The organism is Aeromonas sp. Y293-4 (assembly GCF_027705905.1).
GTDB lineage: Bacteria > Pseudomonadota > Gammaproteobacteria > Enterobacterales > Aeromonadaceae > Aeromonas > Aeromonas veronii.
On the sequence record NZ_JAPDCI010000007.1, the window covers coordinates 125,325 to 151,113 of the forward strand.

Annotated in this window: 20 protein-coding genes; 14 read left to right on the top strand and 6 right to left on the bottom strand. The window is 58.5% G+C overall.

Annotated features, from left to right (window positions below):
• Positions 1-7: 7 nt before the first annotated feature.
• The 6 genes from OKC31_RS10085 to OKC31_RS10110 all read left to right on the top strand — a co-directional run bounded on the left by OKC31_RS10085 (position 8) and on the right by OKC31_RS10110 (position 7,477).
• Positions 8-1,519: a hypothetical protein gene (locus OKC31_RS10085; RefSeq protein WP_270656871.1), complete on the top strand. Its 1,512-nt coding sequence runs from the start codon at positions 8-10 to the stop codon at positions 1,517-1,519.
• 13 nt (positions 1,520-1,532) lie between these two features.
• Positions 1,533-2,132 (top strand): sigma-70 family RNA polymerase sigma factor, encoded by a 600-nt coding sequence (locus OKC31_RS10090; protein ID WP_270656872.1) that lies wholly within the window; start codon positions 1,533-1,535, stop codon positions 2,130-2,132.
• Positions 2,125-2,904 carry a DUF3379 domain-containing protein gene (locus OKC31_RS10095; protein ID WP_270656873.1) on the top strand — a complete coding sequence of 260 codons (780 nt, stop codon included), beginning with the start codon at positions 2,125-2,127 and terminating at the stop codon, positions 2,902-2,904. Before OKC31_RS10090 ends, OKC31_RS10095 begins: the two co-directional genes overlap by 8 nt.
• 402 nt (positions 2,905-3,306) lie before the next feature.
• Positions 3,307-4,599, top strand: coding sequence for an outer membrane protein transport protein (locus OKC31_RS10100; RefSeq protein WP_270656874.1), 1,293 nt, complete (start codon positions 3,307-3,309; stop codon positions 4,597-4,599).
• Positions 4,600-4,851: 252 nt separating this feature from the next.
• Positions 4,852-6,138, top strand: coding sequence for an outer membrane protein transport protein (locus OKC31_RS10105; protein WP_270656876.1), 1,287 nt, complete (start codon positions 4,852-4,854; stop codon positions 6,136-6,138).
• A gap of 115 nt (positions 6,139-6,253) precedes the next feature.
• Positions 6,254-7,477, top strand: coding sequence for an EAL and HDOD domain-containing protein (locus tag OKC31_RS10110; protein ID WP_005333249.1), 1,224 nt, complete (start codon positions 6,254-6,256; stop codon positions 7,475-7,477).
• On the opposite strand, the gene OKC31_RS10115 is transcribed toward OKC31_RS10110, so the two are convergent.
• Complete coding sequence (locus tag OKC31_RS10115) at positions 7,474-8,649, bottom strand: thiolase family protein (protein ID WP_270656877.1); 1,176 nt, start codon at positions 8,647-8,649, stop codon at positions 7,474-7,476. The genes OKC31_RS10110 and OKC31_RS10115 overlap by 4 nt on opposite strands.
• A 122-nt stretch (positions 8,650-8,771) precedes the next feature.
• Between OKC31_RS10115 and OKC31_RS10120 the strand changes: the two genes are divergently transcribed.
• Entirely contained in the window at positions 8,772-9,164 is a 393-nt protein-coding gene (locus OKC31_RS10120; RefSeq protein WP_270656878.1) for a MerR family transcriptional regulator, read from the top strand.
• Positions 9,165-9,270: 106 nt separating this feature from the next.
• Here the strand turns inward: OKC31_RS10120 and rplY are convergent, their stop codons facing one another.
• The 5 genes from rplY to OKC31_RS10145 all read right to left on the bottom strand — a co-directional run bounded on the left by rplY (position 9,271) and on the right by OKC31_RS10145 (position 16,634).
• Positions 9,271-9,558 (bottom strand): 50S ribosomal protein L25, encoded by a 288-nt coding sequence (rplY, locus tag OKC31_RS10125; protein ID WP_005333252.1) that lies wholly within the window; start codon positions 9,556-9,558, stop codon positions 9,271-9,273.
• 116 nt (positions 9,559-9,674) lie between these two features.
• Positions 9,675-10,562, bottom strand: a complete 888-nt coding sequence (locus OKC31_RS10130; RefSeq protein WP_270656880.1) for a hypothetical protein — start codon at positions 10,560-10,562, stop codon at positions 9,675-9,677.
• Positions 10,563-10,657: 95 nt separating this feature from the next.
• A complete protein-coding gene (gene hrpA / locus OKC31_RS10135) occupies positions 10,658-14,572 on the bottom strand; it encodes an ATP-dependent RNA helicase HrpA (RefSeq protein ID WP_270656883.1) in 3,915 nt (1,304 codons plus the stop codon).
• A 241-nt stretch (positions 14,573-14,813) separates the two neighbouring features.
• Positions 14,814-15,236 (bottom strand): CBS domain-containing protein, encoded by a 423-nt coding sequence (locus OKC31_RS10140; RefSeq protein ID WP_270656885.1) that lies wholly within the window; start codon positions 15,234-15,236, stop codon positions 14,814-14,816.
• 120 nt (positions 15,237-15,356) lie between these two features.
• The gene (locus tag OKC31_RS10145; protein WP_213389537.1) at positions 15,357-16,634 is read right to left on the bottom strand and encodes an HD-GYP domain-containing protein; all 1,278 of its coding nucleotides are present in this window, start codon (positions 16,632-16,634) and stop codon (positions 15,357-15,359) included.
• An 845-nt stretch (positions 16,635-17,479) separates the two neighbouring features.
• On the opposite strand from OKC31_RS10145, the gene OKC31_RS10150 reads away from it, so the two are divergent.
• The 7 genes from OKC31_RS10150 to OKC31_RS10180 all read left to right on the top strand — a co-directional run bounded on the left by OKC31_RS10150 (position 17,480) and on the right by OKC31_RS10180 (position 25,770).
• On the top strand, positions 17,480-19,018 hold the full coding sequence (locus tag OKC31_RS10150; RefSeq protein ID WP_236325997.1) for an arylsulfatase: 1,539 nt from the start codon (positions 17,480-17,482) through the stop codon (positions 19,016-19,018).
• 144 nt (positions 19,019-19,162) lie between these two features.
• A complete protein-coding gene (locus tag OKC31_RS10155; RefSeq protein WP_270656887.1) occupies positions 19,163-20,140 on the top strand; it encodes an AAA family ATPase in 978 nt (325 codons plus the stop codon).
• Between the two features lie 8 nt (positions 20,141-20,148).
• Positions 20,149-21,132, top strand: coding sequence for a DUF58 domain-containing protein (locus OKC31_RS10160; protein WP_270656888.1), 984 nt, complete (start codon positions 20,149-20,151; stop codon positions 21,130-21,132).
• Positions 21,132-21,653 carry a DUF4381 domain-containing protein gene (locus OKC31_RS10165; protein WP_270656889.1) on the top strand — a complete coding sequence of 174 codons (522 nt, stop codon included), beginning with the start codon at positions 21,132-21,134 and terminating at the stop codon, positions 21,651-21,653. The genes OKC31_RS10160 and OKC31_RS10165 overlap by 1 nt, the downstream gene beginning before the upstream one ends.
• Positions 21,646-22,689, top strand: coding sequence for a vWA domain-containing protein (locus tag OKC31_RS10170; protein ID WP_270656891.1), 1,044 nt, complete (start codon positions 21,646-21,648; stop codon positions 22,687-22,689). Before OKC31_RS10165 ends, OKC31_RS10170 begins: the two co-directional genes overlap by 8 nt.
• Positions 22,686-24,416 carry a VWA domain-containing protein gene (locus tag OKC31_RS10175; RefSeq protein ID WP_270656893.1) on the top strand — a complete coding sequence of 577 codons (1,731 nt, stop codon included), beginning with the start codon at positions 22,686-22,688 and terminating at the stop codon, positions 24,414-24,416. Before OKC31_RS10170 ends, OKC31_RS10175 begins: the two co-directional genes overlap by 4 nt.
• A gap of 25 nt (positions 24,417-24,441) precedes the next feature.
• Positions 24,442-25,770, top strand: coding sequence for a BatD family protein (locus tag OKC31_RS10180; RefSeq protein ID WP_270656895.1), 1,329 nt, complete (start codon positions 24,442-24,444; stop codon positions 25,768-25,770).
• Positions 25,771-25,789: the final 19 nt, after the last annotated feature.

Here is a 25,789-nt window from a genome sequence, read left to right on the forward strand (position 1 = left end):
GGGGCTGTTGGTCGCACTCGCGAGTCCACTTTGCTGGGCCTTGCCCCCCCGGGCAGAGCTGCTGCCGGGGGCCGATCCCAGCGATTGGCTGCTGATCATCGAAGCGGATGGCGAGCGCCAGAGCAGCGAACTGGAGATCACCCCCCTACTGCGCCAGTTTGCGGTGGGCAGAGTGACCATGAGCCGGGTCACGACCCCGGTACAACAACTGACTCGCTGGCAGATCCCGCTGCACCAGAGCAATTCAACCGCAAATACCGAGGTGGTGATTGCCCCGCTCAAGCTGGGAAATGAGTTCACCCCCTCGCTCACCCTGCCATTGAGAGAGGTGAAAACAGCGGCACTACCGCAACCCGCAGCCACCTCGCCCCTCGAGATGCAGGCCAGCCTTGATCATCAGGGCCCGCTCTATCCCGGCCAGCCGGTGATCTACCGGCTGACACTGTGGCTGCCCACCAGTATGCAAAACCCGGCGCTGAGCGAGCTCAGCTCTGCCCACTTCACTATCCGTCGCCTCGGTAGCGACGAGTGGATCGCACCCGCTCAGGCAGGTCTGCCCGGCCGGCTCACCCGCAGCTGGCTCGTTCAGGCAAAAGCGCCTGGGCTATGGCTCCTCGACTCACCCCGCTTGCAAGGGCAGCTCACGCAGCAAGGGAGCAAGCCGCAAAAACTCTCGGCCCGTGCGGCACCGCTCGAGGTGAGGATCGACAAAGCCCCCGCCACGCCGGTGGCCACCCGGCTGACCCTGAGGCAGCGGCTTGAACCGGCCTCCAAGGGGGAAGTGGGTGAACCGCTGATCCGGATCCTCACCCTGACCATGGAAAATGGTGACAGCGGCCAGATACAGCTTGCCCCCCTGATGGCCCATCAACTGCCTGGCGGCATACAGGCACATCCCGATGGCGAGCAACAGCAGGAGCGTTACCGTGATGGCAAGCTGCTGTTTGAGCGACAGTGGCGCCAGACTCTGGTTGCGGAGCAGAGCGGCGACTATCAGCTGCCCCCCATTGATCTGCCCTGGTTTAATACCCAAAGTGGCCGGATTGAGCAGGCCAGCCTGCCTGCCATCACGCTGACGTTTCAGGCAACGACAAATCGGCAACCTGATCAGCTGACATCGCAGATGGCACTGCGAGAGAGCCTTTGGTGGGTCGTGCTGGCCATAACGCTGCGTGCGCTATGGCGCCACTGGCCCCGCTGGCGCGCCTTCTATCAACTGCAACGTGCCCTTGCCCAACACCAGCCGGATGCCAGTCGCAAGGCACTGATCCGATGGGCGACCTTGCGCTGGCAGGTCTCCTATTATCAATTAGGCCAGTTGCCCGACGCTGGGCATAATCGGCTCGGCAACACGCTCGCCGCACTCGAGCGAGCCTGTTTTGCACGGCCCTCTTCTTGCCTGCCCATCGAGTGGCGCGCTCTGGCGCGTACCCTCAGGGCTGATGAAATGGCCGGTATTGCGCATATGATTTACCTGCTGGCGCACGGAAGTTCCCGCTCCCGCCGCCACGCCCCCTGACAAGGATTGCCCTATGGCACTGCTGTTTTTTAGAAAAAAACGTGCTCAGCAGCATATTGGTGGAAATGATCCGGCCACTTCGCCGGTCTATGATCCCATGGCTGACAAACAAACCAAATTTGAAGCACTGGTTCATGCGCTGCATGGCGATCTCTACCGGTATGCCTACTGGCTGACCCGGGATCCCAACGTGGCGGAAGATCTGGTGCAAGAGACCTTCCTTCGTGCCTGGAAGGCGATCGACACCCTGCAGGATGACAAGGCGGCCAAAGGGTGGCTGATCACCATCCTCAGACGGGAGAACGCCCGCCGCTTTGAACGCAAACAGCTGGAGCTGGTGGATCTCGACGATCACCCTCAACCCCAGCACGATGCGCTGCACAGTGAACAGGAGATGGAGAACGAGTGGTTGCACCGTCACATCGCCCGGTTGCCCGAGGAGTACCAGGAGCCACTGCTGCTGCAAGTCGTGGGAGGATTCAGTGGTGAGGAGATTGCCGAGATGCTCGGCCTCAACAAGAACACCGTCATGACACGACTGTTTCGCGCCCGCAACCAGATCAAGGAGGCGATGGAGCAGAAGAACCAAGCAAGAGGACACGGACATGGATGAACTCGAATTTCGCCGCAACGCCATGATCCAGCCCAACGATAAACTGCCGGATTTTCTCAAAGCCGCTGACGCAAGCCAGGCCAATCGGCACTACCTCGACGAGATGAAGCAGTTCGACAGAACTCTCAAGCACGCCATGCAAGTTGAGGTCCCCGCCGGACTGGCCGAGCGGATCCTGCTCAGGCAAGCCATGCTGCAAGACAGTGACGCGCAAGATGAGATGCCACCATCCCGCCCCCTTGGCACGGCGCAGGTCAAGATCCGGACATCAACATCCTGGCGCCAGATCGCCCTGGCTGCATCGGTCGCCTTCCTGCTGGGAATGAGCACCCGCTGGATCACGCTGCCAGAAACGGCTCCTGCGGCCCTCTCCCTCGCACAGGTGGCGATGGCTCATGTCTATGGCGAAGAACCCTTTATTGAAGGTGTCGATGAGCAGGTCAATCTGCATAACATCAATGCCAAGATGGAGAAGTATGGCGCCACCTTAAGCGGGATGGATGGGCTCAAGGTGACCTATGTCAATCACTGCTCGTTTTATCAGGGACCTGCCTTGCACATGGTGATCCAGGGAAAGATGGGGCCTGTCACCCTCTTTTTAGTGCCCAAACATGTTCCATTAACCCTGCAACAGGCCACCTTTGAAGATGGCACCCTCAAAGGGGAGATAGTCCAGCTCAAAGGCGCCAATATGGTACTGATTGGCGAGATGAAAGAGCCACTTGCCCCCGTTGCCAACGCCCTGCAGTCACGTCTGCAGTGGGACATTTAACATCGCCGGTTAACAACCTCAGATCCATCCTCAATAGCAGGCGGCGGTCACGAGCCGCTGCCTGTTCCCCCCCTGATTACTCCCCTTTGTCACTCATTTGCCTCAAGATTTCGAAAAATTGACAAAATTATTTTTGTGACGGAGATCGGCAATCCAGGTCAATAATCCACCTTTACACCCTCAAAATGATGAATTAAACAGCAAGTTAAAACAAATGATTAACACATCGATCACTTTTATGTATTCTGCTGTCACTGGTCTGATTTCTTACCTCCTACCAGATCCATAGAATCACGCCAGAATTGATTGGGAAGAAGCTGAAATAAAAACGGATTTTGTCGAGGTTTGCATTGAACGTGCAGCCAATATCGGCAAAAAAATCTGCCTACAAGAGAGAACACCATGACGACAACAATTTTCAAAAAGAGCCTGATTGCCGCCACCATCGCGCTGGCCACCGGTCAAGTCTATGCCGCGGCATTCCAGTTGAACGAGCACTCGGCCTCCGGTCTGGGTCGCGCCTATGCCGGTGAAGCGGCTATCGCCGACAACGCCTCCGTTCTGGCCCGTAACCCGGCTGCCATGACCACCTTCGACAAGATGGCAGTTTCTGTCTCCGGCACCTACATCAAACCGGATGTGGATGTGGATGGTGCAATAAATCGGGTTGATGCAAACGGGAACAAACTTGCCAAATTAACCGATGCAAGCGAGTCAGGCATTGCTCCGGCAGCCTTTGTTCCTGCTGCTTACTTTATTCAGCCGCTGAATGACCAGTGGGCTTGGGGTATTGGCCTCTTCTCCAACTACGGCCTCTCCACCGAATACTCAGAAACCTTCCCTGCCGGTGCTGGCGCAGGTAATACCGAGTTGATGACCTTCAATATCAACCCGAACATTGCCTATCGTGTCAACGAACACTTCAGTGTCGGTGCTGGTATCAACGCCGTTTACGGTGCCGCAGAACTTAACCGTTTTGCGGGTTACACTGGCACAGCTTTGCCCAAAGATACCAATGTCGCTCATCTTAAGGGGGACACTTGGGGCTTTGGCTGGAACGTTGGCACTCTGTACGAAGTCAATGAGAACCATCGCTTTGCTCTGACCTACCGTTCACAGGTCGATATGAGCTTTGATGGTGATTTCAAAGGGCTCACTTCAGGGAACCGCACTGTTGATGGCAATCTGAAACTGGATCTCCCTGCTCAGGCCGAGTTTGCCGGTTATCACCGTTTGAATCAGCAATTCGCCGTTCACTACTCCGTCAACTGGACTGACTGGAGTGCGTTCCAAGAATTAAAGGCGACCAGCTCAGGCTGTAATACCCCAGGCCAACCAGGCGTATGTCTCAATAAACCCGAGAAATTTAAAGACTCCACTCGCTACTCCATCGGCGGTACCTGGTATATCAATCCAGCTTGGGAAGCTCGTCTGGGCTTTGCCTATGACAACACCCCGATTGAAGCTGAATACCGTAGTTTGAGTATTCCGGACTCAGACCGTATTTGGTACAGCGCCGGTGCTACCTACCATATCAATACCGATATGAGCGTTGACTTTGGTATGGCCTATCTGGACGGCAAAGAAGTCGATGTCAATGAAGGCCTGCCAAACCATGACAGTTTGAACCGCTGGCAAGGTACTTCCCACGGCAACGCCTTCCTGGCTTCTGCCCAGTTCAACATGAAGTTCTGATTATTGATAAAATTGAAAGAGCGCCGTCAGGCGCTCTTTTTTTGTCCGAAATAGCCATTTCAGCGCACACATGTAGCACACATGTGTTTATTTTTCTTTTTTAATCAAGCTATTAGAGTGCATCATCCCAGCATTTAATCTTGTTTTATCCAGATACTGGCCATTACCGTTGCCTTACTGGTCATACCATATAAAATCCTGTCTCCATTCATATGACCGATTGAACCTTCGGGTAACAGCAAGGATTTTGCCATGCATCCCATCATCAAACCGTCCGCCATCGCCCTGTTGGTGCTCGCGGGTCAAACCCATGCCGCCGGATTCCAGCTAGCCGAGCAATCTGCCACCGGCCTCGGCCGCGCATTTGCCGGTGAAGCCGCCATTGCCGACAACGCCTCCGTATTGGGCCGCAACCCGGGTGCCATTACCCGCTTCAAAGAGACCGCCTTCTCCGGCGGCTTCATCTATATTCGCCCCCAGGTCGATATCGAAGGGCGTGTGAGCGATAAGTTCGTGACCCCAGTGGGTAGCCTGCCCATCGGCAACAAGTCCGCCGACGCCAGCGACGTAGCGGGCGATGCCTGGGTGCCCAACCTTTATCTCGTCACCCCTCTGAATGAACTGCTCAGCCTGGGGCTCTCCCTCTCCTCCCAATACGGGCTCGGGATCGAGATGCCAAAAGGGTACAGCGCCGGCCACTTTGGCAATGTGTCCGATATCAAGACGGTCGAACTCGGCACGGCCCTGGCCTATCAGTTCACCCCCTTCTTCTCCGCAGGCATGGGACTTTCCCTTATTCGTGGCGAGGGGGAAGTAGGTGGCACTTTCCCCCACCAAGACAAGATCGCCAAGCATCTCGAAGGCACTGGTAACGAGCTTGGCTGGAATATCGGTGTGCTGCTCACTCCAAGTGAGCGGACCCGCGTGGGTCTCACCTATCGCAACGGGGTCGATCTCAAGCTCAAGGGGGATGCCGTCGGGGTAGATGACCAGGGACAGACGTTCAAAGATACCGGCAATCTGGTGCTGCCACTGCCTGCCACCGCCGAACTTGCCCTCCTCCAGCAGCTCACAGACAAGCTCGCGCTCCATGGCAGCGTCAACTGGACTAACTGGAGCAAGTTTGTCGGTCTGGATGCCAGTCTGGATCATCAGGGGCCGATGCACATCAAGGATGAAAACTGGCAAGACAGCTGGCGCTATGCGCTCGGCATGACCTATCAAGTGGCGCCCAAGTGGCAACTGCGCTCCGGCATTGCCTACGATGAGAGCCCGGTCCCTGCGGCTAATCGCACCATTTCCATCCCCGACTCGGATCGCATCTGGTACAGCCTGGGAGTGGGATATCAGTACAGCAAGGCGCTCTCGGTCGATGTGGGCGTCACCCTGATCGATGGCAAAAAAGTGGGGGTACATGAATCCTTCACGCAATCTGTTCGCCTGCCCAACGGCGTTCCGGCCCACTACCAGTCCAATTTTGACGGCACTTCTGAAGGGGATGCCTGGCTGGCTGGTGCACAATTGAGCTATCTCTTCTAAATTCCTTCCCTGCAAAAAACGCTATGCCAATTATTGCCTTACTCAATAAGGTGAACACTGGCATAGTGTTCTGCAACACCATAAAATCAACCCAGTACCTTTACTGGAGCAAGGCATGTATTCCTACGTAGCAAGACAGCCGATCCTCGACAGAGACCTCAAAACTCATGCCTATGAGCTGCTCTTTCGCGATAGTCTGAATAATGTCTTCCCGAGTATCTCCTCCCAGCAGGCGACGTCACGCCTGGTGGTCGAACAGTTCCTCCAACAAAATATCGATCAGCTGTTGGGAGGCCGCCCCTGCTTTATCAATTTTCCCCACTCACTGCTGCTGGAGGGATTGGCAGAGTGCCTACCGCCCGAAAAAGTGGTGATTGAGATCCTGGAAGATTCCCCACCGGATGATGCCCTGCTGGAAAAGGTGAAACAGCTGCACAAGCTGGGATATCAACTGGCACTCGATGACTTCACCATGTCACCGGATTGGGAGCGCTTCCTCCCCTTTATCCACATCATCAAGTTTGATCTTCGTGCCACCCCCCTGATGCAGATCAAAGTGTTTATCCAGCGGCATCAGACGCTAGGGCTCACCTATCTGGCAGAAAAAGTAGAGGACAAGGCGGAGTTCGAGCGGGTCAAACAGCTGGGGATCCAGCTGTTCCAGGGTTTTTTCTTCAGTCGACCCGAGATGGTCAAGCAAGCCACCATGGAGCCGGCGCAAGTCGTGGTGATGCAGTTGCTCAACGTGGTCAACGAGGCAGAGCCTGATATCAACAAGATTGAGCAGCTGCTCGGTCAGGATATCTCCCTCTCCCTCAAGCTGTTGCGCTATGTCAACCATCTCAAAGGTCACACCAACCCTATTTCGTCATTTCGCCAGGCTGCCATCTATCTGGGCAACACCCAGCTAAAGCGCTTTGTCTCGCTGGTAGCCGCGACCAGCGCCGGCAAGGGCAAGAGCGCCGAGCTCTACCAGATGTCGATGATCCGAGCCCGATTCTGTGAACTGCTGGCCCACGCCCACGCCCCGAGCCAGCAGGCACAACAGGCCTTTATCACTGGTCTCTTCTCCCTGCTGGATGTACTGATGGAGCAGCCGATGGACAAGCTGCTCGGCACTATCCCTCTTATCGACGATATTCGGCTGGCGCTGCTGGAGCGAAAAGGCAATCTCGGTTTCTACCTCGCGTTTTGTGAAGATTACGAGAGCGCCAACTGGTCACGGGTAACGGCCAGAACAGCCCGCCTGGGGCTGAGCGAGGATAAGGTGAGTCACCTCTATCTGGCCGCCACCACCTGGGTCACGGAACAACTGCTGGCGATGGAAGCCACCAATTAATTCGTCTCGTCATTCACCTCGACCGCGATAGCGGTCGCCTCCCCGCCCCCGATACAGAGCGCGGCTACGCCTCGCCGCAGGCCCCGTTGCCGCAGCGCGGCGATCAGCGTCACCAGAATACGCGCGCCACTCGCCCCCAACGGATGACCGAGTGCACAGGCCCCACCATGCACATTGACCTTGTGATGAGGGATGCCGACCCCGCTCATGGCCAGCATGGTGACCATGGCGAAGGCCTCGTTGATCTCAAAGAGATCCACCTCTTCCACCGACCATGCAAGACGCACCAGCAAGCGTGAAATGGCGCCAATGGGCGCAGAGGTAAACTCGGCAGGCAATGCTGCATGGCTCTGATAACCGACGATCCGTGCCAGCACTGGTACCTGCCAGGCTTGCGCCGTGGCGCCATCCATCAATATCAGCGCCGCCGCACCGTCCGAGATAGAGCTCGAATTTGCTGCCGTAATGGTGCCCTCCTTGCCAAAGGCAGGCTTCAGGGTAGGGATCTTCTCCGGTCTGCCCTTGCCGGGTTGTTCGTCTTCAGCCAGCAACAAGCGCTCACCGCGATAGACGCTTGTCAGCTCGGATGCAAACGCGCCGGCTTGCTGCGCATCGCGCGCACGCTGCAACGACGCAAGAGCAAACTCATCCATGGCACTGCGGGTCAAACCGGCCTGATCGGCGCTGCGCTGGGCATGTACCCCCATCAGCTGGCCATCATAGGCATCTTGCAAACCATCGAGGAATAGGTGGTCCAACACCTTTTGATGCCCCATCCGAAAGCCGCTGCGGGCATTATCCAGCAGATAGGGGGCACGGCTCATGCTCTCCATCCCCCCCGCGGCCACCACCCTGTTGTCACCAAGGCGGATGGTATCCGCCGCCAGCATCACTGCTTTCATGCCGGATCCGCACACCTTGTTGACCGTGGTAGCAGGCACACTATCTGGCAACCCTGCTTTCAACAACGCCTGCCGGGCTGGCGCTTGCCCCACGCCCGCCGCCAGCACATTGCCCATAAACACTTCATCGACCTGCTCGGGAACAAGCCCGCTTTGCTGCAGTGCCGCCTCGATGGCACAGGCGCCCAACTCAGGCGCAGTCACCTCTGCCAATGCCCCCTGAAACGCCCCCATCGGAGTCCGTTTTGCCGCCACAATTGCAATATCCATTTGCCTGCCTCTGTTTGTTACATGGCCATAACATAGGGGTTCTGACGCGATGGAACAAGAGTTGCAGCGCAGTTTACGTTTAGGTAAGGTGCAGACAGGATTTAGTTCGCCAAGAAGTCTGTATGAACAACAAGGATGAAGGACGGCGCTTCAGCATCAGTGAGCTGGCCCGGGAATTTGATATTACGACGCGCAGTATCCGTTTCTACGAGGATCAGGGGTTGCTCAATCCCGCCCGAGAGGGACAAACCCGCATTTACAGCAAGCAGGATCGGGTTCGCCTCAAGCTCACCCTGCGCGGCAAGCGGCTCGGGTTCAGCCTCGCTGAGATCCGCGAGCTGTTTGATCTCTATGATGCCGACAAGAGCAGCCGCACCCAGTTACAGACCATGCTGGGACTGGTTGAGGAGAAACGGGCGACACTGCAACAGCAGATGGAAGATATCAGGATGGTGCTGCTGGAGCTGGATGCCGCCGAGCAGCGTTGCCAACAAGCCCTTAGCCAGCTGGGATAACCGCCTTGCTGGCTTATCAGGTAAGTCCCTTCAGCCTGCTCACAAGATGCCAGATAGCAAAAAGCCACTCCTGAGAGTGGCTTTTCTTCAACCTGACTGTTCGCTATTAAACGCGAACGAAGTCCAGGTGGATCAGCTTGTAACGTACCGGGTGACGCTGGATAGCTTTCACTTTTACGTTAACTTCTTCACCGTTGATAACCAGAGTCAGTACAGACTCATAGAATTCCGGCTTCTCTTGAGCCAGGATCATTTTCTTGTGGTCAACAGTGATGGACAGGGCTTCTTTGCCTGCACCGTAAACGATGGCAGGAACTTGGTCAGCTTGACGCAGGCGGCGGCTCGCACCTTTCCCCAGGTCAGAACGGACTTCAGCTTGGAATACGAAAGACATAGTATGTATCTCTTTTGGATGAATTTATGGTGCTAACTGCGACCGGTCAGCACCTCGCAAAACGAGCGCGAATACTACCACGGGCCAAATTCGGATACAAGGTACCGACTCTGCATTTAGCGCCCCTGCTCCAACCGGGCGAATTGCTGCTGACGCTGGGCCGGGCTCAGGGCATCAAACCGCGCCAGGGTCTCGTCGCGCGGGCAGTAGAGACCCTCCCCCGTTCTGACTCGAATGCTCTTGCCAAGCCGCTGCTGGTTCTCTGCCACCAGCGCCAGCAAATAGCTGTAGGTATCTGCTCCCCGGGCGCTGGATAACTGATTCGCTATACGCCACAGGGTCTCCCCTGCGGCGACCTGATGACACACGGTTTGTGGACCGCCGGCCGCAGGAGCCGAGAGGGTAAGCATGGCGTCACTGCCTGCGGATAAGCTAGCCGTGTGGCTGGCGAGCGCCATATCGGCGCTCGCTACTCCCTCATATCCTTGGGCACCACTCATCCCCGCTGTGCGAAAGGTCACCCCCAGCTGAGCGAGCAGAGGTTCGCTCTCGTCGGGGTCGCTGGGCATATCAACACCACCGAACGCGTCTTGGGGTGTGCGGAACTCGGCAATAAAGGGCGCGACAGGTTGCGCGTGATAAGCAGGGGACCCACTCCCCTGCTGCACGATTGCACCAGCCGCAACAGCCTGCCCGGGGACAACCCCGTAAGCCATCTCGTCGATGCGCCGCAGCCTTGCCAGATAGGTTTTGGAGAGCTGCGCCTCCCCCTCGAACAGATCGAAGGGGGGCACCAACCTGGCTGGAAAGAGGATCTGCCAGCGACCCTGCTTTTGCTTTTGGGCCAGCGGCGGAAACTGATTGCCACGCCAGGCCACAAACATCGCAGGCGGCGTGCGCGCCAGCGGGTAATATTCCGGGTTCAACTGCACCCAGGTTTGTTCCGCGATGGGTTGATAACCGCTGATCACCACCTGCGCCACACTCAACCAGATCCCCAGCATCCTTGCCTCCCTGATTTGCGGTTTGAAAGGGCTACCTGACCGGCAACCCCTTCTCTGCACCCGCTATCATGCTGTTAAAACAGTTAGATAGCAGCTTAGCACTGAGCGATGGCGTTAAGCACCCGTTTATCTGAGACCGGATAAGGGGTCCCCAGATTCTGGGCAAAGAACGACACCCGCAGCTCCTCAATCATCCAGCGGATATTGGCCACCTCGGTGGGAATAAGCTGGGATTTGGGGATCTTGGCCAGCAGCGCCTTGTACTCCGACTCCACGCTGTGCACCTTGAGCATGTAGACCCGATCCCGGTTGGGATCGATGGCGAGCTTCTCCAGGCGCCGCTCGATGGCGCGCAGATAGCGCAGCAAATCAGGCAACCGCTGCCAGCCGGTCTCGGTGACAAAACCTTTGTGAATAAGGTTGCCGAGCTGCTGCTGGATATCCGACATGGCAAAAGCGGTGTCGAGCTGCATCTTCCCCTTGAGCCGCTTCTTGATCTCATGGGACAGCGTCAGTACGGCCTCCACCTGCTTGGCCACCTCCACCACCGCATCGTTGAGCTCGGCGCGGACAAACTCCTTGAGCGCCTCGAAACCGGCCTCGTCCCAAGCCAGTCCGCCATGCTGTTCGATCAGCTTGTCGCAGCCACAGGCGATACAGTCATCAATCAGCTCCGCCACCTTGCCAAACGGGTTGAAATAGAGCCCGAGCTTGGCCTTGTTGGGCAGCTTCTCCTGCAGATACTTGATGGGAGATGGCACGTTGAGCAGCACCAGTCGACGCTGGCCCGCCCACATCAGCTGCTGCTGCACCACCGGGCTCTCCACCAGCTGAATGGCGACCGAATCTTTCTCGTCTACCAACGCCGGATAGGCCTTCACCTCGAAGCCGCCACGCTTCTGGCTGTACTCCTGCGGCAACTCGCCAAAGCTCCACAGGGTGAGGCCAGACTGCTCGATGTCATCGTCCGCCACTTGTGACAGGGTCTCCTGCACCTTGCCACGCAGGGACTCTTTCAATGCCTCCAGATCTTTCCCTTCCGCTACCTTCTTGTGCTTGTCGTCCACCACCCGGAAGGTGAGTTTCAGGTGATCGGGTACCGCATTCCAATCCCAGGATTCTCGGGGCACGGTGACGCCGGTCATCCGGCGCAGCTGACGCTCCATTTCGTCCAACAGCGGCCCCTGCTCGGGGTTGATGCTGGCAAGCAGCGCATCGGCATAGTTCGGCGCCGGCACAAAGTTCTTGCGCATCGGCTTGGGCATCGACTTGATAAGGGCCACCAACAGCTCATGGCGCAGCCCGGGGATCAGCCACTCGAACCCCTTCACCTCCACCTGATTCAGGAGCGGCAGCGGGATATGCAGGGTCACGCCATCGGCGGCCTCCCCCGGCTCGAACTGATAAGTCAACTTGAGCTTAAGGCGCCCCTGCTGCCAGAAGTTGGGGTAGTCGAGATCGCTGATGTGGGCCGCATCTCCCTTCATCAGCATCTCTTTTTCGAAGTTGAGCAGCTCGGGATCCCGCTTTTGCGCCTCTTTCCACCACTTGTCGAAGTGACGGGCGGAGATCACCTCCTCCGGCAAACGAGCATCGTAGAAGCGGAACAGGTCCTCGTCATCCACCAGGATGTCGCGCCGACGGGATTTGTGCTCCAGCGCCTCCACCTCGGCCAGGAGCTTGCGGTTATCGCTGAAGAAGCGGTGACGGGTCTCGAAATCCCCCTCCACCAAGGCGCGGCGGATAAAGAGCTCGCGGCACAGCGTCGGATCGATACGGCTGAAGTTGATGGTGCGCTCGTTGACCAGCGTCAGGCCATAAAGGGTCACCTTCTCCTTGGCCATTACAGCGCCGTTTTTCTTCGACCAATGTGGGTCGCTGTGGTGCAGCTTGATGAGATGACCCGCCAGCGGCTCTACCCACTCGGGTTCAATCTTGGCGTTGATGCGGGCGTAGAGACGCGAGGTCTCCACCAATTCTGCGGCCATCACCCACTTGGGCGGCTTCTTGAACAGACCCGAGGCCGGGAACAGGTGGAAACGGCCGTTGCGGGCGCCGAGAAACTCCGGTTTTTCCAGATCCTTGTTGCCGATATGGCTCAAGAGGCCTGCCAGCAGCGCGCAGTGCACCGTCTTGAAATCTGCAGGTTCATGGTTGGCTTTAAAACCAAGCTCCTTGACCGTCTGGCGCAGCTGGAAGTGAATGTCCTGCCATTCACGCACCCGCAGGTAGGAGAGAAACTCCTTCTGGCACATGCGGCGGAATGGATTGCTGCCAAGGGCATCCTGCTGCTCTTTCAGGTAGTTCCACAGATTGACGAAGGCAAGGAAATCGGAATCCTTGTCCTCAAAGCGCCTGTGCTGCTCGTCGGCGGCCTGCTTCTTCTCCATGGGCCGCTCGCGGGGATCCTGAATGCTGAGGGCCGCGGTGATCACCATCACCTCGCTCAGACAGCCAGTCTGCGCCGCGCTGATCACCATCTTCGCCAAACGCGGATCAAGGGGGATGCGCGAGAGCTGGCGACCGGTCTCGGTCAGCTGCAACTTGGCTTCGCGCTCGCCGGTGGCGGGCAGCTCGCGCACCGCCTCCAGCTCTTTGAGCAGGGTCAGGCCATCCTTGATATGGCGCGACTCTGGTGGCTCGACGAAGGGGAAAGCCTCCATATTGCCAAGGCCGAGCGCCAGCATCTGCAGGATGACGGAGGCCAGGTTGGTACGCAGGATCTCGGGGTCGGTAAAGGCGGGACGGCTATTGAAATCCTCCTCCGAGTAGAGGCGGATACAAATGCCGTCCGCCACCCGACCGCAACGCCCTTTGCGCTGGTTGGCGCTGGCCTGGGAGACCGGCTCGATGGGTAGGCGCTGCACCTTGGTACGCCAGGAGTAGCGGCTGATGCGGGCCGTACCCGGGTCGATGACGTAGCGAATGCCTGGCACCGTCAGCGAGGTCTCCGCCACGTTGGTAGCGAGCACGATGCGCCGTCCGGCGTGTTGCTGGAACACCTTGTTCTGCTCGGCGTTGGAGAGGCGAGCATAGAGCGGCAGCACCTCGGTATCGCGCAGGTTGAGTTTGCGCAGGGCATCGGCGGTATCGCGGATCTCCCGCTCGCCGTTCATGAAGATAAGGATGTCCCCGAGCCCCTCGCGGGCCAGCTCTTCCACCGCATCGAAGATCCCCTGCAGCTCGTCGCGCTCTTCAAGACCTTCGCTCTTGTCACTGCTTTTTTTATCAATAAATAGCGGACGGTAGCGCACCTCCACCGGATAAGTGCGGCCGGAGACCTCAATCACCGGCGCCTTGTTGAAATGGCGGGAGAAACGTTGCGGGTCGATGGTGGCCGAGGTGATGATCACCTTGAGGTCCGGGCGCCGTGGCAGCAGTTGCTTGAGGTAACCCAGAATGAAGTCGATATTGAGGCTGCGCTCGTGGGCCTCATCGATGATGATGGTGTCGTACTGGGTGAGCATCCGGTCGTTCTGGATCTCGGCCAGCAGGATACCGTCGGTCATCAGCTTGATGTGGGTCTGCTCGCTCACCTGATCGGTAAAGCGCACCTTGTAACCCACGTAGTGGCCGAGTTCGGACTCTATCTCCTCGGCAATACGGGCCGCCACGGTACGGGCCGCCAGACGGCGCGGCTGGGTGTGGCCGATGAAGCCCTTGACCCCACGCCCGAGCGCCAGACAGATCTTGGGGATCTGGGTGGTTTTACCCGAGCCGGTTTCCCCGGCGATGATCACCACTTGATGCTCTTGAATGGCCTTGGCGATCTCAGCCTGCTTCTGGCTGACCGGCAGGTTGTCCGGATAGGTGACCTTGGGCACTCCGGCCAGACGGGTTTGATAGCGCACTTCGGCGGCGGCCAAATCAGAGGCGATGGTCTCCAGCACGGCGGCCTGTTTGCCTTCAGGCAGCTTCTTGACCCCGTGCAGACGGCTGGAAAGGCGGCGGGCGTCGAGGTTCATGCAGGCAGAGAGACGGCGGCGCAGCGCCTCGATAGAGAGAGACAAGGTGCGAATTCCTTAAATTAGGTGCCCAGAGGGGCCATATCGATAAGCTGGGAGCGATCCTAAAGAGCGAGCGGGAACGGTGCAAGCCTTAACGTAGCGTTATCTAGGGGAAGACAGAGAGATTGGCCGCTCCTCAAACATGACAAAACAATCATTGTAAGATGGCATAACATGAATAAATCGCAGCATATGAAATAGCCAAGGCAAGCCGAAGCTTGCCTTGGGAGAGAGGAAAACAGGGTTAACCGTGGGTGTGATGGACAAAACAGGTAGTGAGCTGGGCGTGAATGGCCTGCATGACGTTGTGACGATTGATGACACCGAGCAGACGTCCCTCCTCCACTACCGGATAGATCTTCGGTTTTTGCCCCATCATCATCTCCGCCAGGCTCAAAATGCTGGTATCGGGTCCCACCGACAACACCTCCTTGCGCATCACATCCTTGACCTGCGCCACCTGTTCGCAGTGATAGGCCTCCTTAAGCAGCACTGCGATGCAATCCTGCTCGGAGATCCAGCCAATCAGATGGCCCTGCCCATCCACCACCGGGCCACCGAGCTGATGACTGTTCAGAAATTTCTCGACCACAGCTTGCACCATCATGTCGGCAGTGAAGGTGATGGGTCTGCTCTGCATATAATCCTTGGCTTTTAGCGATTCCATATCTGCTCCCCTACGGTAGTCCATCAAGCTGGCGTCTTGTGCGCCGGTACCGGCACCATGCTCGGCTTGTTCCAAGCATAGCTGGCTCGCGGCAGTATGAGTCAGCGGCCAGCCTCTCCCTCAATTGGTGGCATGATCCGGCTCGCGATCCGGAATGGCTGCCATCATCATCTGCGGCAGGTGATCGGCCAGCACCGCCACCACAGCGGGATCGACCCGCCCCTGATCCGCCAGTTGCTGCATAAAGGTCAATGCGTCACGAGCCGGCAGACCGCGGCGATAAGGTCTGTCCTGCACCATTGCCTGAAAAATATCAGCGACCCGCAGGATCCGCGCTTCGAGCGCCATGGCGGATGCCGGCAGGTGGAACGGATAGCCCTCCCCGTCAGGCTCCTCATGGTGATAGGCCGCCCAACAGGCAATCTCCTCAAACCCTTCGATATGACGCAGGATCTGGTAAGTCTCGAAGCTGTGGGTATTGATGATTGCCCGCTCCTCTTTCGTCAGGCTGGCAGGCTTGTCGAGGATCTCGTCCGGCACCCTGAGCTTGCCCAGATCATGCAGCAAACCGGCGATCTCCAGCATGTCGCAATGGATGGCACTGACTCCCATCTGCTCGGCCAATGCCCGAGACAACCTGCTCACACCGAGTGAATGCGTCATCGTGAATGGGCTTTTGGCGTCGACAATGCCGGAGAAGATCTGCGCCAGCGCTTTTAGCTCCCCGTTGAAGGTCAGGCAAGGCTCCCGCACCTGCAGCATCTCCAGCATGTAATCATTGATGGAGCGCGCTTCCAGCTGCAGCCAGAATGCCTCAGAGCGAGACGCCTTGAGGAAAGCATCCACCAGCTCGGGGGCAAAGAACTCGTCACGGAAATCCTGCAGGCGTGCGCGGATCTCGTTGGTATGCATCAACAATGAACCATCACCATAGTAGGGCGCCGCCAACGCATCGCAGCGATCCACCAGAAAGATAAGGTTGGCCTGACGGGCTACATTGGGGTCCACATCGGCCATCTCGCGCAACAGGTGCCAGTGGGTATGGTGATAACGGATAGGCAGGGCCAGCGGGGCCAGCAAACGGAAATCCTTGAGCAGCTGATATCCCACCTCGCAGTGGCGCTGGGAGGACTCCCAATCGAACTCGCTGACCAGATGGTGATGGGTGATGGTCGAGGAGACACCGATATCATGCAGCACCCCCAGCTCGAACAGCAGACAGCGCTCGGCCTCACTCATCCCCAGCTCCCGGCTACACTCGGCAGCCATAATCCCGACCCGTTTACCGTGGGCCACATCGCCAATGCCCACCAGATCCAGCGAGGCTGACAAGGCATACACCACCTGCCTTAGATCCACTTGCAACGAAAAGGGGGCTGCGCCCTGCGCTCTGTCCATGATCCGGGTCCCATGCGATGTTGTCGTATCAAAATGGCGCTGTTTTATGCTTCGCCTTCTATCAACTTAGTCAATAGCTGAGCCTTTTACCTTGTTTTTATAGGCATTTATGAACCTGCGCACCTTGAAAAGACAAAGATCACAGCTGGATTTATTTGGCCACACCCATTCAAGTCATATGTATACGTTCAAAAATATGAGAGCAGACTTTTTAAATCTCGCGATGAGATTGTGAGCAGTTTTAAAAACTCCTATCTGAGCGAAACAATCAACACCCCAGCTTTACTTAATTATGACTTAATCAGAATTAAAGAGTGCTCGGTTTGCCAGTAAGAATTTTGAATAAAGGCACACCACAACGCTCATAACAGCTCTCATCCCCTAAATTGATTAGCCGAATTGTGAACTCCATCACCCATTTATTCGCCTTATCGCCATCGATAGCGGTAGACACCTCCGCCTTCTGGATACAGCTTCCCATGCTCGCGCAAGCCCACCCGATAGCTTGCGACCAAAGGGTTGGTGAAAAAATATCGGATAACCAGCGGTTATATTCGCTATAAGGCGACAAGGATAAACGGGATTTATAGAGTGAAACTGTTGAAAGCTGATTTCCAAGCTGCGGTTAACACGGGCTATTCAGGTCATATCACTCTTTGCAGGTCATAACGACAGCGATAAAGGGGAATATGCCCATCCGGGTATTCCATCCTCTCCAACAGCCTGCACGGGATGATATTTCCACCGCGTTAAACACACGCTGCTTTCATCGCCCATTTTGTGTACCAATTCACATCAGATTAGGAGTGGAGCCAATAATGGCCATTCAAATAAACAAAATAGCCATGAGCCTTGCCTTAATGGCCACCGCTGGTAGTGCCACAGCAGCCGCCAAGCCCAATATTCTTGCCATCATGGGCGATGACATCGGCTACTGGAACATCAGTGCCTACAACCAGGGGATGATGGGCTACCAGACCCCGAACCTGGACAGGATCGCCAATGAAGGGGCCCTCTTTACCGATCACTACGGTCAGCAATCCTGCACCGCCGGCCGCGCCGCCTTCATTACCGGTGAAGAGCCATTCCGTACCGGTCTGCTGACCATCGGCATGCCTGGATCCACTCACGGCATTCCGGATTGGGCCCCCACCATCGGTGATCTGCTCAAAGAGCAAGGTTACATGACGGCTCAGTTCGGCAAAAACCATTTGGGCGATCAGAACCAGCACCTGCCGACCAAGCACGGTTTCGACGAGTTCTTCGGCAACCTCTATCACCTGAACGCGGAAGAGGAACCGGAAACCTACTACTACCCGAAAGATCCGGAGTTCAAGAAGAAGTTCGGCCCACGCGGCGTCATCAAATCTTCTGCCGACGGCAAGATTGAAGATACCGGCCCCATGACCCGCAAGCGCATGGAGCATGCTGACGAAGAGTTCCTCGAGTCCTCGCTGGCGTTCATGGAGAAAGCAGTCAAGGCCAAGAAGCCCTTCTTCATCTGGCACAACGCCACCCGCATGCATGTCTGGACCCGTCTGCAAGAGAAGTATCAGGGTAAATCCGGCGTCAGCATCTATGCCGATGGCATGCTGGAACACGATGATCAGGTGGGGATCCTGCTCGACAAACTGGACGAGCTGGGGGTCGCCGACAACACCATCGTGATCTACACCACTGACAACGGTGCCGAGACCGTCAGCTGGCCGGATGGCGGCACCACCCCCTTCTACGGTGAAAAAGGCACCACATGGGAAGGCGGGATGCGGGTTCCGCAACTGGTTCGCTGGCCGGGCGTGATCAAGCCAGGCACCAAGGTCAACGCCATGATGGCCCATCAGGACTGGATGCCGACGCTGTTGGCCGCTGCCGGTGTACCGGATGTGAAAGAGAAGCTGGCCAAGGGCTACAAGGCCAACGGCAAACAGTGGCGGGTGAAACTGGACGGTTACAACTTCATGCCGTACCTCGCCGGAAAAGCCGGCACCTCCCCACGCAACTCCATGCTCTACTTCTCCTCAAACGGCGAACTTAACGCCGTGCGCTGGAATGACTTCAAACTGAACTTTGCCACCATGGAGGGCAACATCACCGACGCGGCGCGTGTGACTCCAAACTGGCCGCAGATCATCAACCTGCGCGCAGATCCGTTCGAGAAGGCACCGCATGAGTCAGGCATGTATCTGCGCTGGATGGCAGACAACATGTGGCTGTTCGTACCTGCACAGGGGATCCTGAAAGAGTTCTTCGACACTCTTCCCAACTACCCGATGCAGCAGAGCTTCCAGATGAACCCTGCCAGCATTAGCTCCCAGAGCCTGATGCTCAAGGGCAAACTGGCAGAGCTGGACGCACTCAAACAAAAAGTCGCCACCATCAAGTAAGGCGGTGACTCCAACGCCCATCACTCTCTGGTGGGCGTTTTCAATTTCCAGCCGGCTCGCCCCGTGCCGGCTGGAAATTGAAAACCCGTTGGCCCCCTCCTAGCCCTATCTCTGTCTCGTTAAATGTACCCTGTGGAAAACCCTATGAACCCCTTGCAACAACAGATCTCGCAACTCATCGAACAGGTTGGTCACAGTGTGGTCGGCCAGTCCCATGTGATCCGCGCCCTGGTCATCGGCCTGCTGACCAATAGCCACGTGCTCCTTGAAGGTTTGCCCGGCACCGCCAAGACCCGCTCGGTCAAGGCACTGGCAGAAGCCCTCAATACCAGCTTCGGCCGCATTCAGTTCACCCCCGATCTGCTCCCCTCGGATGTGACCGGCACCGAGATGTATCAGGAGCGTGACGGAGCCCACCAGTTGCGTTTCCAGCCAGGCCCCATCTTCAACAGCATCGTACTGGCCGATGAAGTGAACCGCGCCCCCGCCAAGGTACAAGCGGCGCTGCTGGAGGCGATGGCAGAAGGCACCGTTACCGTCGGTGACAAGAGCCATCGCTTGCCCGAGCTCTTTATGGTGCTGGCCACCCAGAACCCCATCGAGCAGGAGGGTACCTACCCGCTGCCAGAAGCCCAGATGGATCGTTTTGCCCTCAAGGTCTCGGTCGCCTACCCCGATGATGAGGCAGAGCTTGCCATCATTCGGCTGGTGCGGGCCGAAGAGCGCGGTACCCGCCAGCAGAACGAGGGGTTCTCCCCCCTCTCCCCTGAGCTCATCTTGCAGGCCAGATCAGAGCTCTCGGCCATGACGGTCTCACCGCTGGTGGAGCACTACATCATTGCGCTGGTCATGGCGACCCGACACCCCGATCGCTACCCGGCCACCGGGCTGCCACAGTGGATTGCGGTCGGCGCCAGCCCCCGCGCATCCATTGCCCTGGACAAGTGCGCCCGCGCCTATGCCTGGCTGCAAGGGCGCAACCACGTGCTACCCGACGATGTGCGCGCCATGGTGCCCAGCGTGCTTGGCCACCGCTTTACCCTCAGCTATGACGCGCTGGCAGATGGGGTGGATCACCAGCAGGTGGTGATGACTCTGCTCGATCACGTCGTCATCGGGTAAGCGATACCATGACACCTCGCTCCTTATCCCATGACAGGCTGACACAGTGCGGGCAATCGCCCAGTGGCGACAACCGCATCCACTGCGACTACCTGACACTGGTCCGGCTTCAGGGGCTGGTCGGCCAGTTTTCACTACTGCCCCGACTAAACAGCGGCAACCTGCTGTGCGGCCGCCACCCGTCACGCTTTCGCGGCCGTGGGCTCAACTTTGAAGAGCTGCGCCACTATCAGCAAGGGGATGATATTCGCACCCTGGACTGGAAAGTGACCCTGCGCACCGGCCGCCCCCATGTCCGTAGCTACAGCGAAGAGAAAGATCGTCACGTGATCCTCTGCGTTGATCAGCGCAGTTGCATGTTCTTCTCCTCGGTGGAGGTGATGAAGTCGGTGGTGGCCGCCGAAGTCGCCGCCCTGCTCGGCTGGCAAGTACTCAAAGAGAGCGATCGGGTCGGGCTCGCCATTTTGCACTGCGATGGCGTGGCGTGGCTGCGCGGCCAGCGCTCCCGTGGCCACTGGTTGGCAGGGCTGCGCCAGCTCTGTGCCGCCAATCATGCTCTCTCGGCCACCAGCCGCGACAGCGAGGCGACCGGTCTGGCCCCCCTGCTGGCGATGCTGGGCCGCCTCAAGTTGAAAAATACCACCCTGATCTTTCTTAGCGACTGGGCTGGCGTCACCGAGGCCGACCTGACCCGCCTCAGTTACTTGCAGCAGCACAACGATGTACTGGCACTGCACATCGCCGATCCCCTCGAGTCGACTCTGTCGACCACAGCCGCTGACGCCAGCTGGGTGGTCGGCGATGGCCATTACCAGCTCAATATTGCTCCCCACCAGCTCCCTGTGCTGGATCAGGGGCTAGCCCGCCAGCAGCAATTGAAAAAAGATCAACTGCTGCGACTGATGGCCCTCAAGGGATTGCCGCTTATTACCCTCGACACCGGTGGCCACCACCTCGCCCGCCTCATTACCGCATTGAGAGGAGATCACTGATGAACCACAAGCTGCCCGGCACCTATATGCTGCGCGAATTGCAGGACGTGACCGTACCACCCACCATCAGCTGGCAACCGCAAACCGCAGGCTGGCTGCTGCTGGCGCTGAGCCTGGGGGCGCTGGCGCTGCTCTGGCTCTATCACCGGGCACAGCGCTGGTGGCAACAGCGTTACCGCCGTGAAGCGCAGGCGGCCCTGCGCACGATCAACTGGTCTGATGCCGGGGCCAATCTGGCACTGTTTCACCTGATCAAGCAGGTGTTGACCCACCTAGATCCCCGGCACGGCAAGCTGTTTGGCATGGCGTTGCTGCAGACCCTCGACAATGCCATGGCTGATAGGCAGCCCCGTTTCGCGACCGAACTGGGGGAGCGCTGGCTGGTATCGCTGGTCTGTGATCAGGTGGTGTTAAGCGTCAGTGATCAGCTCTGCCTCGTTTCCCTCTGCAACGACTGGCTTGCCCACCACCAGACTCCAATACAAACAGCCTCGTTGGCGACGGAGGCCCATCATGCTTGATGCAGGTCTCGAGTTTGCCCACCCCCACTGTTTCTGGTTGCTGCCCCTGCCGTTGCTGGTGTTTCGCCTTATTCCGGCCTATCGCACCCGGCAGAGTGCCATCAAGGTGCCCTTCTTCGATCTGCTGATCGATCTGCTGGATGAACCGCCGCGTGAGGGGGCAACCCAGCTGACTGCCAGCTGGTGGCAGCGGATCGCCCTGATCACCGTTTGGCTGTTAGCGGTGCTGGCGCTGGCCAAGCCCACCATCTATGGCCCGCCTCAGGTGCGCGAGCGGTTCGGGCGGGATGTGATGATAGTGCTGGATCTCTCCGGCTCCATGGCCGAGACCGACTTCTCCCCCGACCCCGGCAAGTCCCTCAGTCGGCTCGACGCCGCCAAAGAGGTGCTTAAACAATTTGCTGCAACGCGCGAAGGAGATCGACTCGGACTCATCCTGTTTGGGGATGCCGCCTTTCTCCAGGCGCCGTTTACCGCCGATCTCGACACCTGGCAAACCCTGCTGCAGGAGACCGATGTCGCCATGGCAGGCCAGAGCACCCATCTGGGGGATGCCATCGGTCTGGCAATCAAAGTATTCAACAACAGTGATCGCCACGGGCAACTAGACCAGAACAGCGCCAAGCGGGAGAAAGTCGCCATCATCCTTACCGATGGCAACGACACCGGCAGTTTTGTCAGCCCGCGGGATGCTGCCCGGGTAGCCGCGGTCAACGGCGTGCGGCTGCATACTATCGCCATGGGGGATCCGGCCACCGTCGGCGAACAGGCTCTCGATCTCGATACCCTGCAACAGTTGGCGACCCTGACCGGCGGCCAGTTGTTTCAGGCTCTTGATGAGGCGCAGCTGACGCGCGCCTATCAGGTGATCGGTGAACTGGAGCCACAACGCTACGAAAGCACCCGCTTTCAGACTCGCGAAAGCCTGCACCATTACCTCATCGCCGTCAGCGTCGTCCTCTATCTCACCCTCTTTTCCCTGTTGACCCTCAGGCGCTACCGCCTGCGCACTGCTCTCTCAGGAGACACGCCATGATGGATCCTCTCTACTGGCAACAGCTCTGGCTGAATGCCCACTTTCTGCGCCCCTGGTGGCTGCTGGCCTTGCTCCCCCTTGTCGCCATCCTGCTGCTGCGCTGGCGCATGGATGAAGCAAACAGCTGGCAACAGCGGCTGCCGCCCCATCTGCGCGAGGCGTTGACGCTGGGGGACACCGGCTGGAAAAAGAACCTGCCCCTCAAGGTGCTGGGGCTGCTGATGGGACTCGCCATCCTGATCTGCGCAGGGCCGACCTGGAGCCGTGAACCCTCCCCCTTTGGCGAAGATCAGGGCGCCCTGCTGATCCTGCTCGATAACAGCGACTCCATGCTGGAAACGGATATCGCCCCCAACCGGTTGACGCGGGCCAAGCAGAAGATCAGCGATCTGCTGGCGACCCGCGATGGCGGGCGCAACGGGCTGGTGGTCTTTGCCGGCTCGGCCCACACCGCCATGCCGCTGACCCGTGACAATGCCGTCTATGACCCTATCCTCGCCGCCATCCGTCCCGAGATCATGCCTAAAGCGGGCAAGCGCACCGAACAGGTGATCCCGCTGCTCACCGAGCTTCTGGCCGATGAGACAGGCAACACCGTTTTGCTGGTGAGTGATGGCATCAGCCCCTCCGCCATCGCCCCCTTGGCTGACTATTTCCGTGGTCAATCCCGTCAGCTGCTGATCCTGGCCGCTGGCGACCCGGCCCTGAGTGGCAAACGCCCGCTGGAGCTTGCCTCACTACGGCGACTGGCCAGTGACAGCGATGGCACCCTGCTCACCATGACGGTGGATAATGGCGACGTAGAGCGCATCAACCGGGGGATTGAACGCAACTTTTTGATCCACAACGACTCCCTGATGCCCTGGCGGGACATGGGTTACTACCTGCTCTTTCCGGTCGTCGCCCTGCTGCTGCTCTGGTTTCGCAAAGGCTGGTTGGTGCAGTGGGGTCTGGTGGCAGCCATCGGTCTCTCCCTGTTACAGACGACGCCTGCGCAGGCCACCACCTTCTCGCTGGCGCCCGCAGAGCCGACAGAGCCTGCGATCAATCACTGGGCAAAGGAGCTGAAACAGCAGTGGTTAAACCTCTGGCTCACTCCGGATCAGCAGGGGCAGTGGTACTTCCAGCAAGGTGACTATCTGGAGGCGGCTAAACACTATGAAGATCCCTTCTACAAGGGGGTGGCCTACTACTATGGCGCCGAGTTTGCGCTGGCCCAGTCAGCATTCCTGCAAGCCGACTCAGAACAGGCTCTGCTCTATGCCGGCAATGCCCTCGCCAGACAACGTGAGTATCTGGCCGCCCGCCAGCTGTTCCGGAAACTGGCTGACGAGGCCAGCGACCCGAGCGTGCGTCAATCAGCCGCCCACAACTATCAGGTGATGAGCGGGATTGTTGACGAGATCAACCGCGCCAGTCAGAGCCAGACCGGCACGCCGGATGGACCTGATCACTCCAGCGAACTGCCCGATGAAGAGCCACGTAGTGCCGACGGGGCGGAAGAGACCGTGGTTTCATCCCTGATGGCGCGCGAAACCCTGACCGCAGATCAGATCCTGGCCAATCCGGCGCAGGCCGAAAAGTGGCTGCGCCGGGTGGAGTCTGATCCCGGTGACTTCCTGCAAGCCAAATTCCGCCTCCAGCTACACGCACAGCAAACGGGCACAACCGCCCGTACTCGTTCTGCCACCCACAAGGAGCCTACCCATGTGCAACCGGCACAATAAACTCTGCCACTGGCTGTGCAGATATATGGTGACTGCTACCCTGCTCGGGGCCGTGCTGCTCACGGTCGAGGCAGAGGCTGCTGATGCGACTGACGCCACTCAGGTGACCCTCAAGAGCTGGCTGAAAGATCAGGGGGAGGAGAAGCGCCCCTATGCCGTCAACCAACAGATCACCCTCTATCTGGAGCTGGCCACCAACCGCTGGTTTACCGCGGGTACCCGCATCGGACAGTTCGAGCTGCCGGGGGTCATGGTCAAGCAGCGCAGCGAGCTGGCGACCAACTTCACCCAGCGCCGCGATGGCGAGACCTGGTCGCATCAGCGCTGGGAGCTGACGCTCTATCCCCAGCAATCCGGCCAGTTCGAGATCCCCGCCATCGCGGTACGGGCCACCGCGGCGCGCCCTGAAGGGGGCTCCCGGCAGATCACCCTCACCACCCACCCTCAGCGTTTTGCCGCCGCTCTGCCCGACCCTGCCCTGACGGTCGGCGGGCGTTGGCTGAGCGCCAGCAATCTCACCCTGAGCCAGCGTTGGCAGCGCTCTGCGGATGACCATGCTGATGGCGAGCTGCGGGTGGGGGATGCTATCACCCGCACCGTAACCGCCAGCGGGCAGGATACCCTCTCGGTGCTGATCCCGCCGCTGATCACTCCGCTTGCAAGCGATGGGCGGGTACAGGCCTATCCGGCGCAAGCCCAACTGAACGATACCCAGGATCGGGGGGAGTACCTCTCGACACGGGAAGATCAGACTACCTATATCGTGCAGCGCGGGGGTGAGTTGACCCTGCCCGCGCTGGAGCTTGCCTGGTGGAACAGCCAGACTGGCCAGCTGCAGACCCTGACACTCCCTGGGCAGACCCTGCAAGTGCGCCACACTCCCGCCTCCTGGCTGGCGGCCTACTGGCATCGGTTGCTTGGAGTAGCCGGTGGTGTAGCCCTGCTGGTGCTGGCGCTCCTGGCTATAGCCCGTTACTACCGTCACCACCCTCGCCCGCTCGGCTGGCAATATGGGGCCGCCATCTGGAGCAGGCAGTGGGGGGCGGTGCGGGTACTGGCCTATCGCTATCTGCGGGCCAAGAGGGGTTGGCTGGAACTTAGCCGTGTCAGTTCCGATCCGGCTTGGCAGCAACAACAGGTTGTATTCCAGCAAGATCCCCTTGATCGGGCTGATGCGCTCAGGATGGGCTGGCGCCTGCTGGTGCGCCTGCAAAGGCAACAGGGCGCCAGTCTAGGCAACATCCGTTCACGGTTGGGCCACATTATCGGCTGGCAAGCGGCCCTGCCGGAATTGCCCCCTCTGACTGGCAAACCGACCTCAGCGGATCAGTCATCCAGCAACGCAAACAGATAAATAAAGTGCGCCACGCAGC

Bases quoted from the DNA above. Each gene is read 5' to 3' on its own strand.
- OKC31_RS10090 (WP_270656872.1), top strand. From the start codon at position 1,533: ATGGCACTGCTGTTTTTTAGAAAAAAACGTGCTCAGCAGCATATTGGT.
- OKC31_RS10095 (WP_270656873.1), top strand. From the start codon at position 2,125: ATGGATGAACTCGAATTTCGCCGCAACGCCATGATCCAGCCCAACGAT.
- OKC31_RS10100 (WP_270656874.1), top strand. From the start codon at position 3,307: ATGACGACAACAATTTTCAAAAAGAGCCTGATTGCCGCCACCATCGCG.
- OKC31_RS10105 (WP_270656876.1), top strand. From the start codon at position 4,852: ATGCATCCCATCATCAAACCGTCCGCCATCGCCCTGTTGGTGCTCGCG.
- OKC31_RS10110 (WP_005333249.1), top strand. From the start codon at position 6,254: ATGTATTCCTACGTAGCAAGACAGCCGATCCTCGACAGAGACCTCAAA.
- OKC31_RS10115 (WP_270656877.1), bottom strand. From the start codon at position 8,649: ATGGATATTGCAATTGTGGCGGCAAAACGGACTCCGATGGGGGCGTTT.
- OKC31_RS10120 (WP_270656878.1), top strand. From the start codon at position 8,772: ATGAACAACAAGGATGAAGGACGGCGCTTCAGCATCAGTGAGCTGGCC.
- rplY (WP_005333252.1), bottom strand. From the start codon at position 9,558: ATGTCTTTCGTATTCCAAGCTGAAGTCCGTTCTGACCTGGGGAAAGGT.
- OKC31_RS10130 (WP_270656880.1), bottom strand. From the start codon at position 10,562: ATGCTGGGGATCTGGTTGAGTGTGGCGCAGGTGGTGATCAGCGGTTAT.
- OKC31_RS10140 (WP_270656885.1), bottom strand. From the start codon at position 15,236: ATGGAATCGCTAAAAGCCAAGGATTATATGCAGAGCAGACCCATCACC.
- OKC31_RS10145 (WP_213389537.1), bottom strand. From the start codon at position 16,634: ATGGACAGAGCGCAGGGCGCAGCCCCCTTTTCGTTGCAAGTGGATCTA.
- OKC31_RS10150 (WP_236325997.1), top strand. From the start codon at position 17,480: ATGAGCCTTGCCTTAATGGCCACCGCTGGTAGTGCCACAGCAGCCGCC.
- OKC31_RS10155 (WP_270656887.1), top strand. From the start codon at position 19,163: ATGAACCCCTTGCAACAACAGATCTCGCAACTCATCGAACAGGTTGGT.
- OKC31_RS10160 (WP_270656888.1), top strand. From the start codon at position 20,149: ATGACACCTCGCTCCTTATCCCATGACAGGCTGACACAGTGCGGGCAA.
- OKC31_RS10165 (WP_270656889.1), top strand. From the start codon at position 21,132: ATGAACCACAAGCTGCCCGGCACCTATATGCTGCGCGAATTGCAGGAC.
- OKC31_RS10170 (WP_270656891.1), top strand. From the start codon at position 21,646: ATGCTTGATGCAGGTCTCGAGTTTGCCCACCCCCACTGTTTCTGGTTG.
- OKC31_RS10175 (WP_270656893.1), top strand. From the start codon at position 22,686: ATGATGGATCCTCTCTACTGGCAACAGCTCTGGCTGAATGCCCACTTT.
- OKC31_RS10180 (WP_270656895.1), top strand. From the start codon at position 24,442: ATGGTGACTGCTACCCTGCTCGGGGCCGTGCTGCTCACGGTCGAGGCA.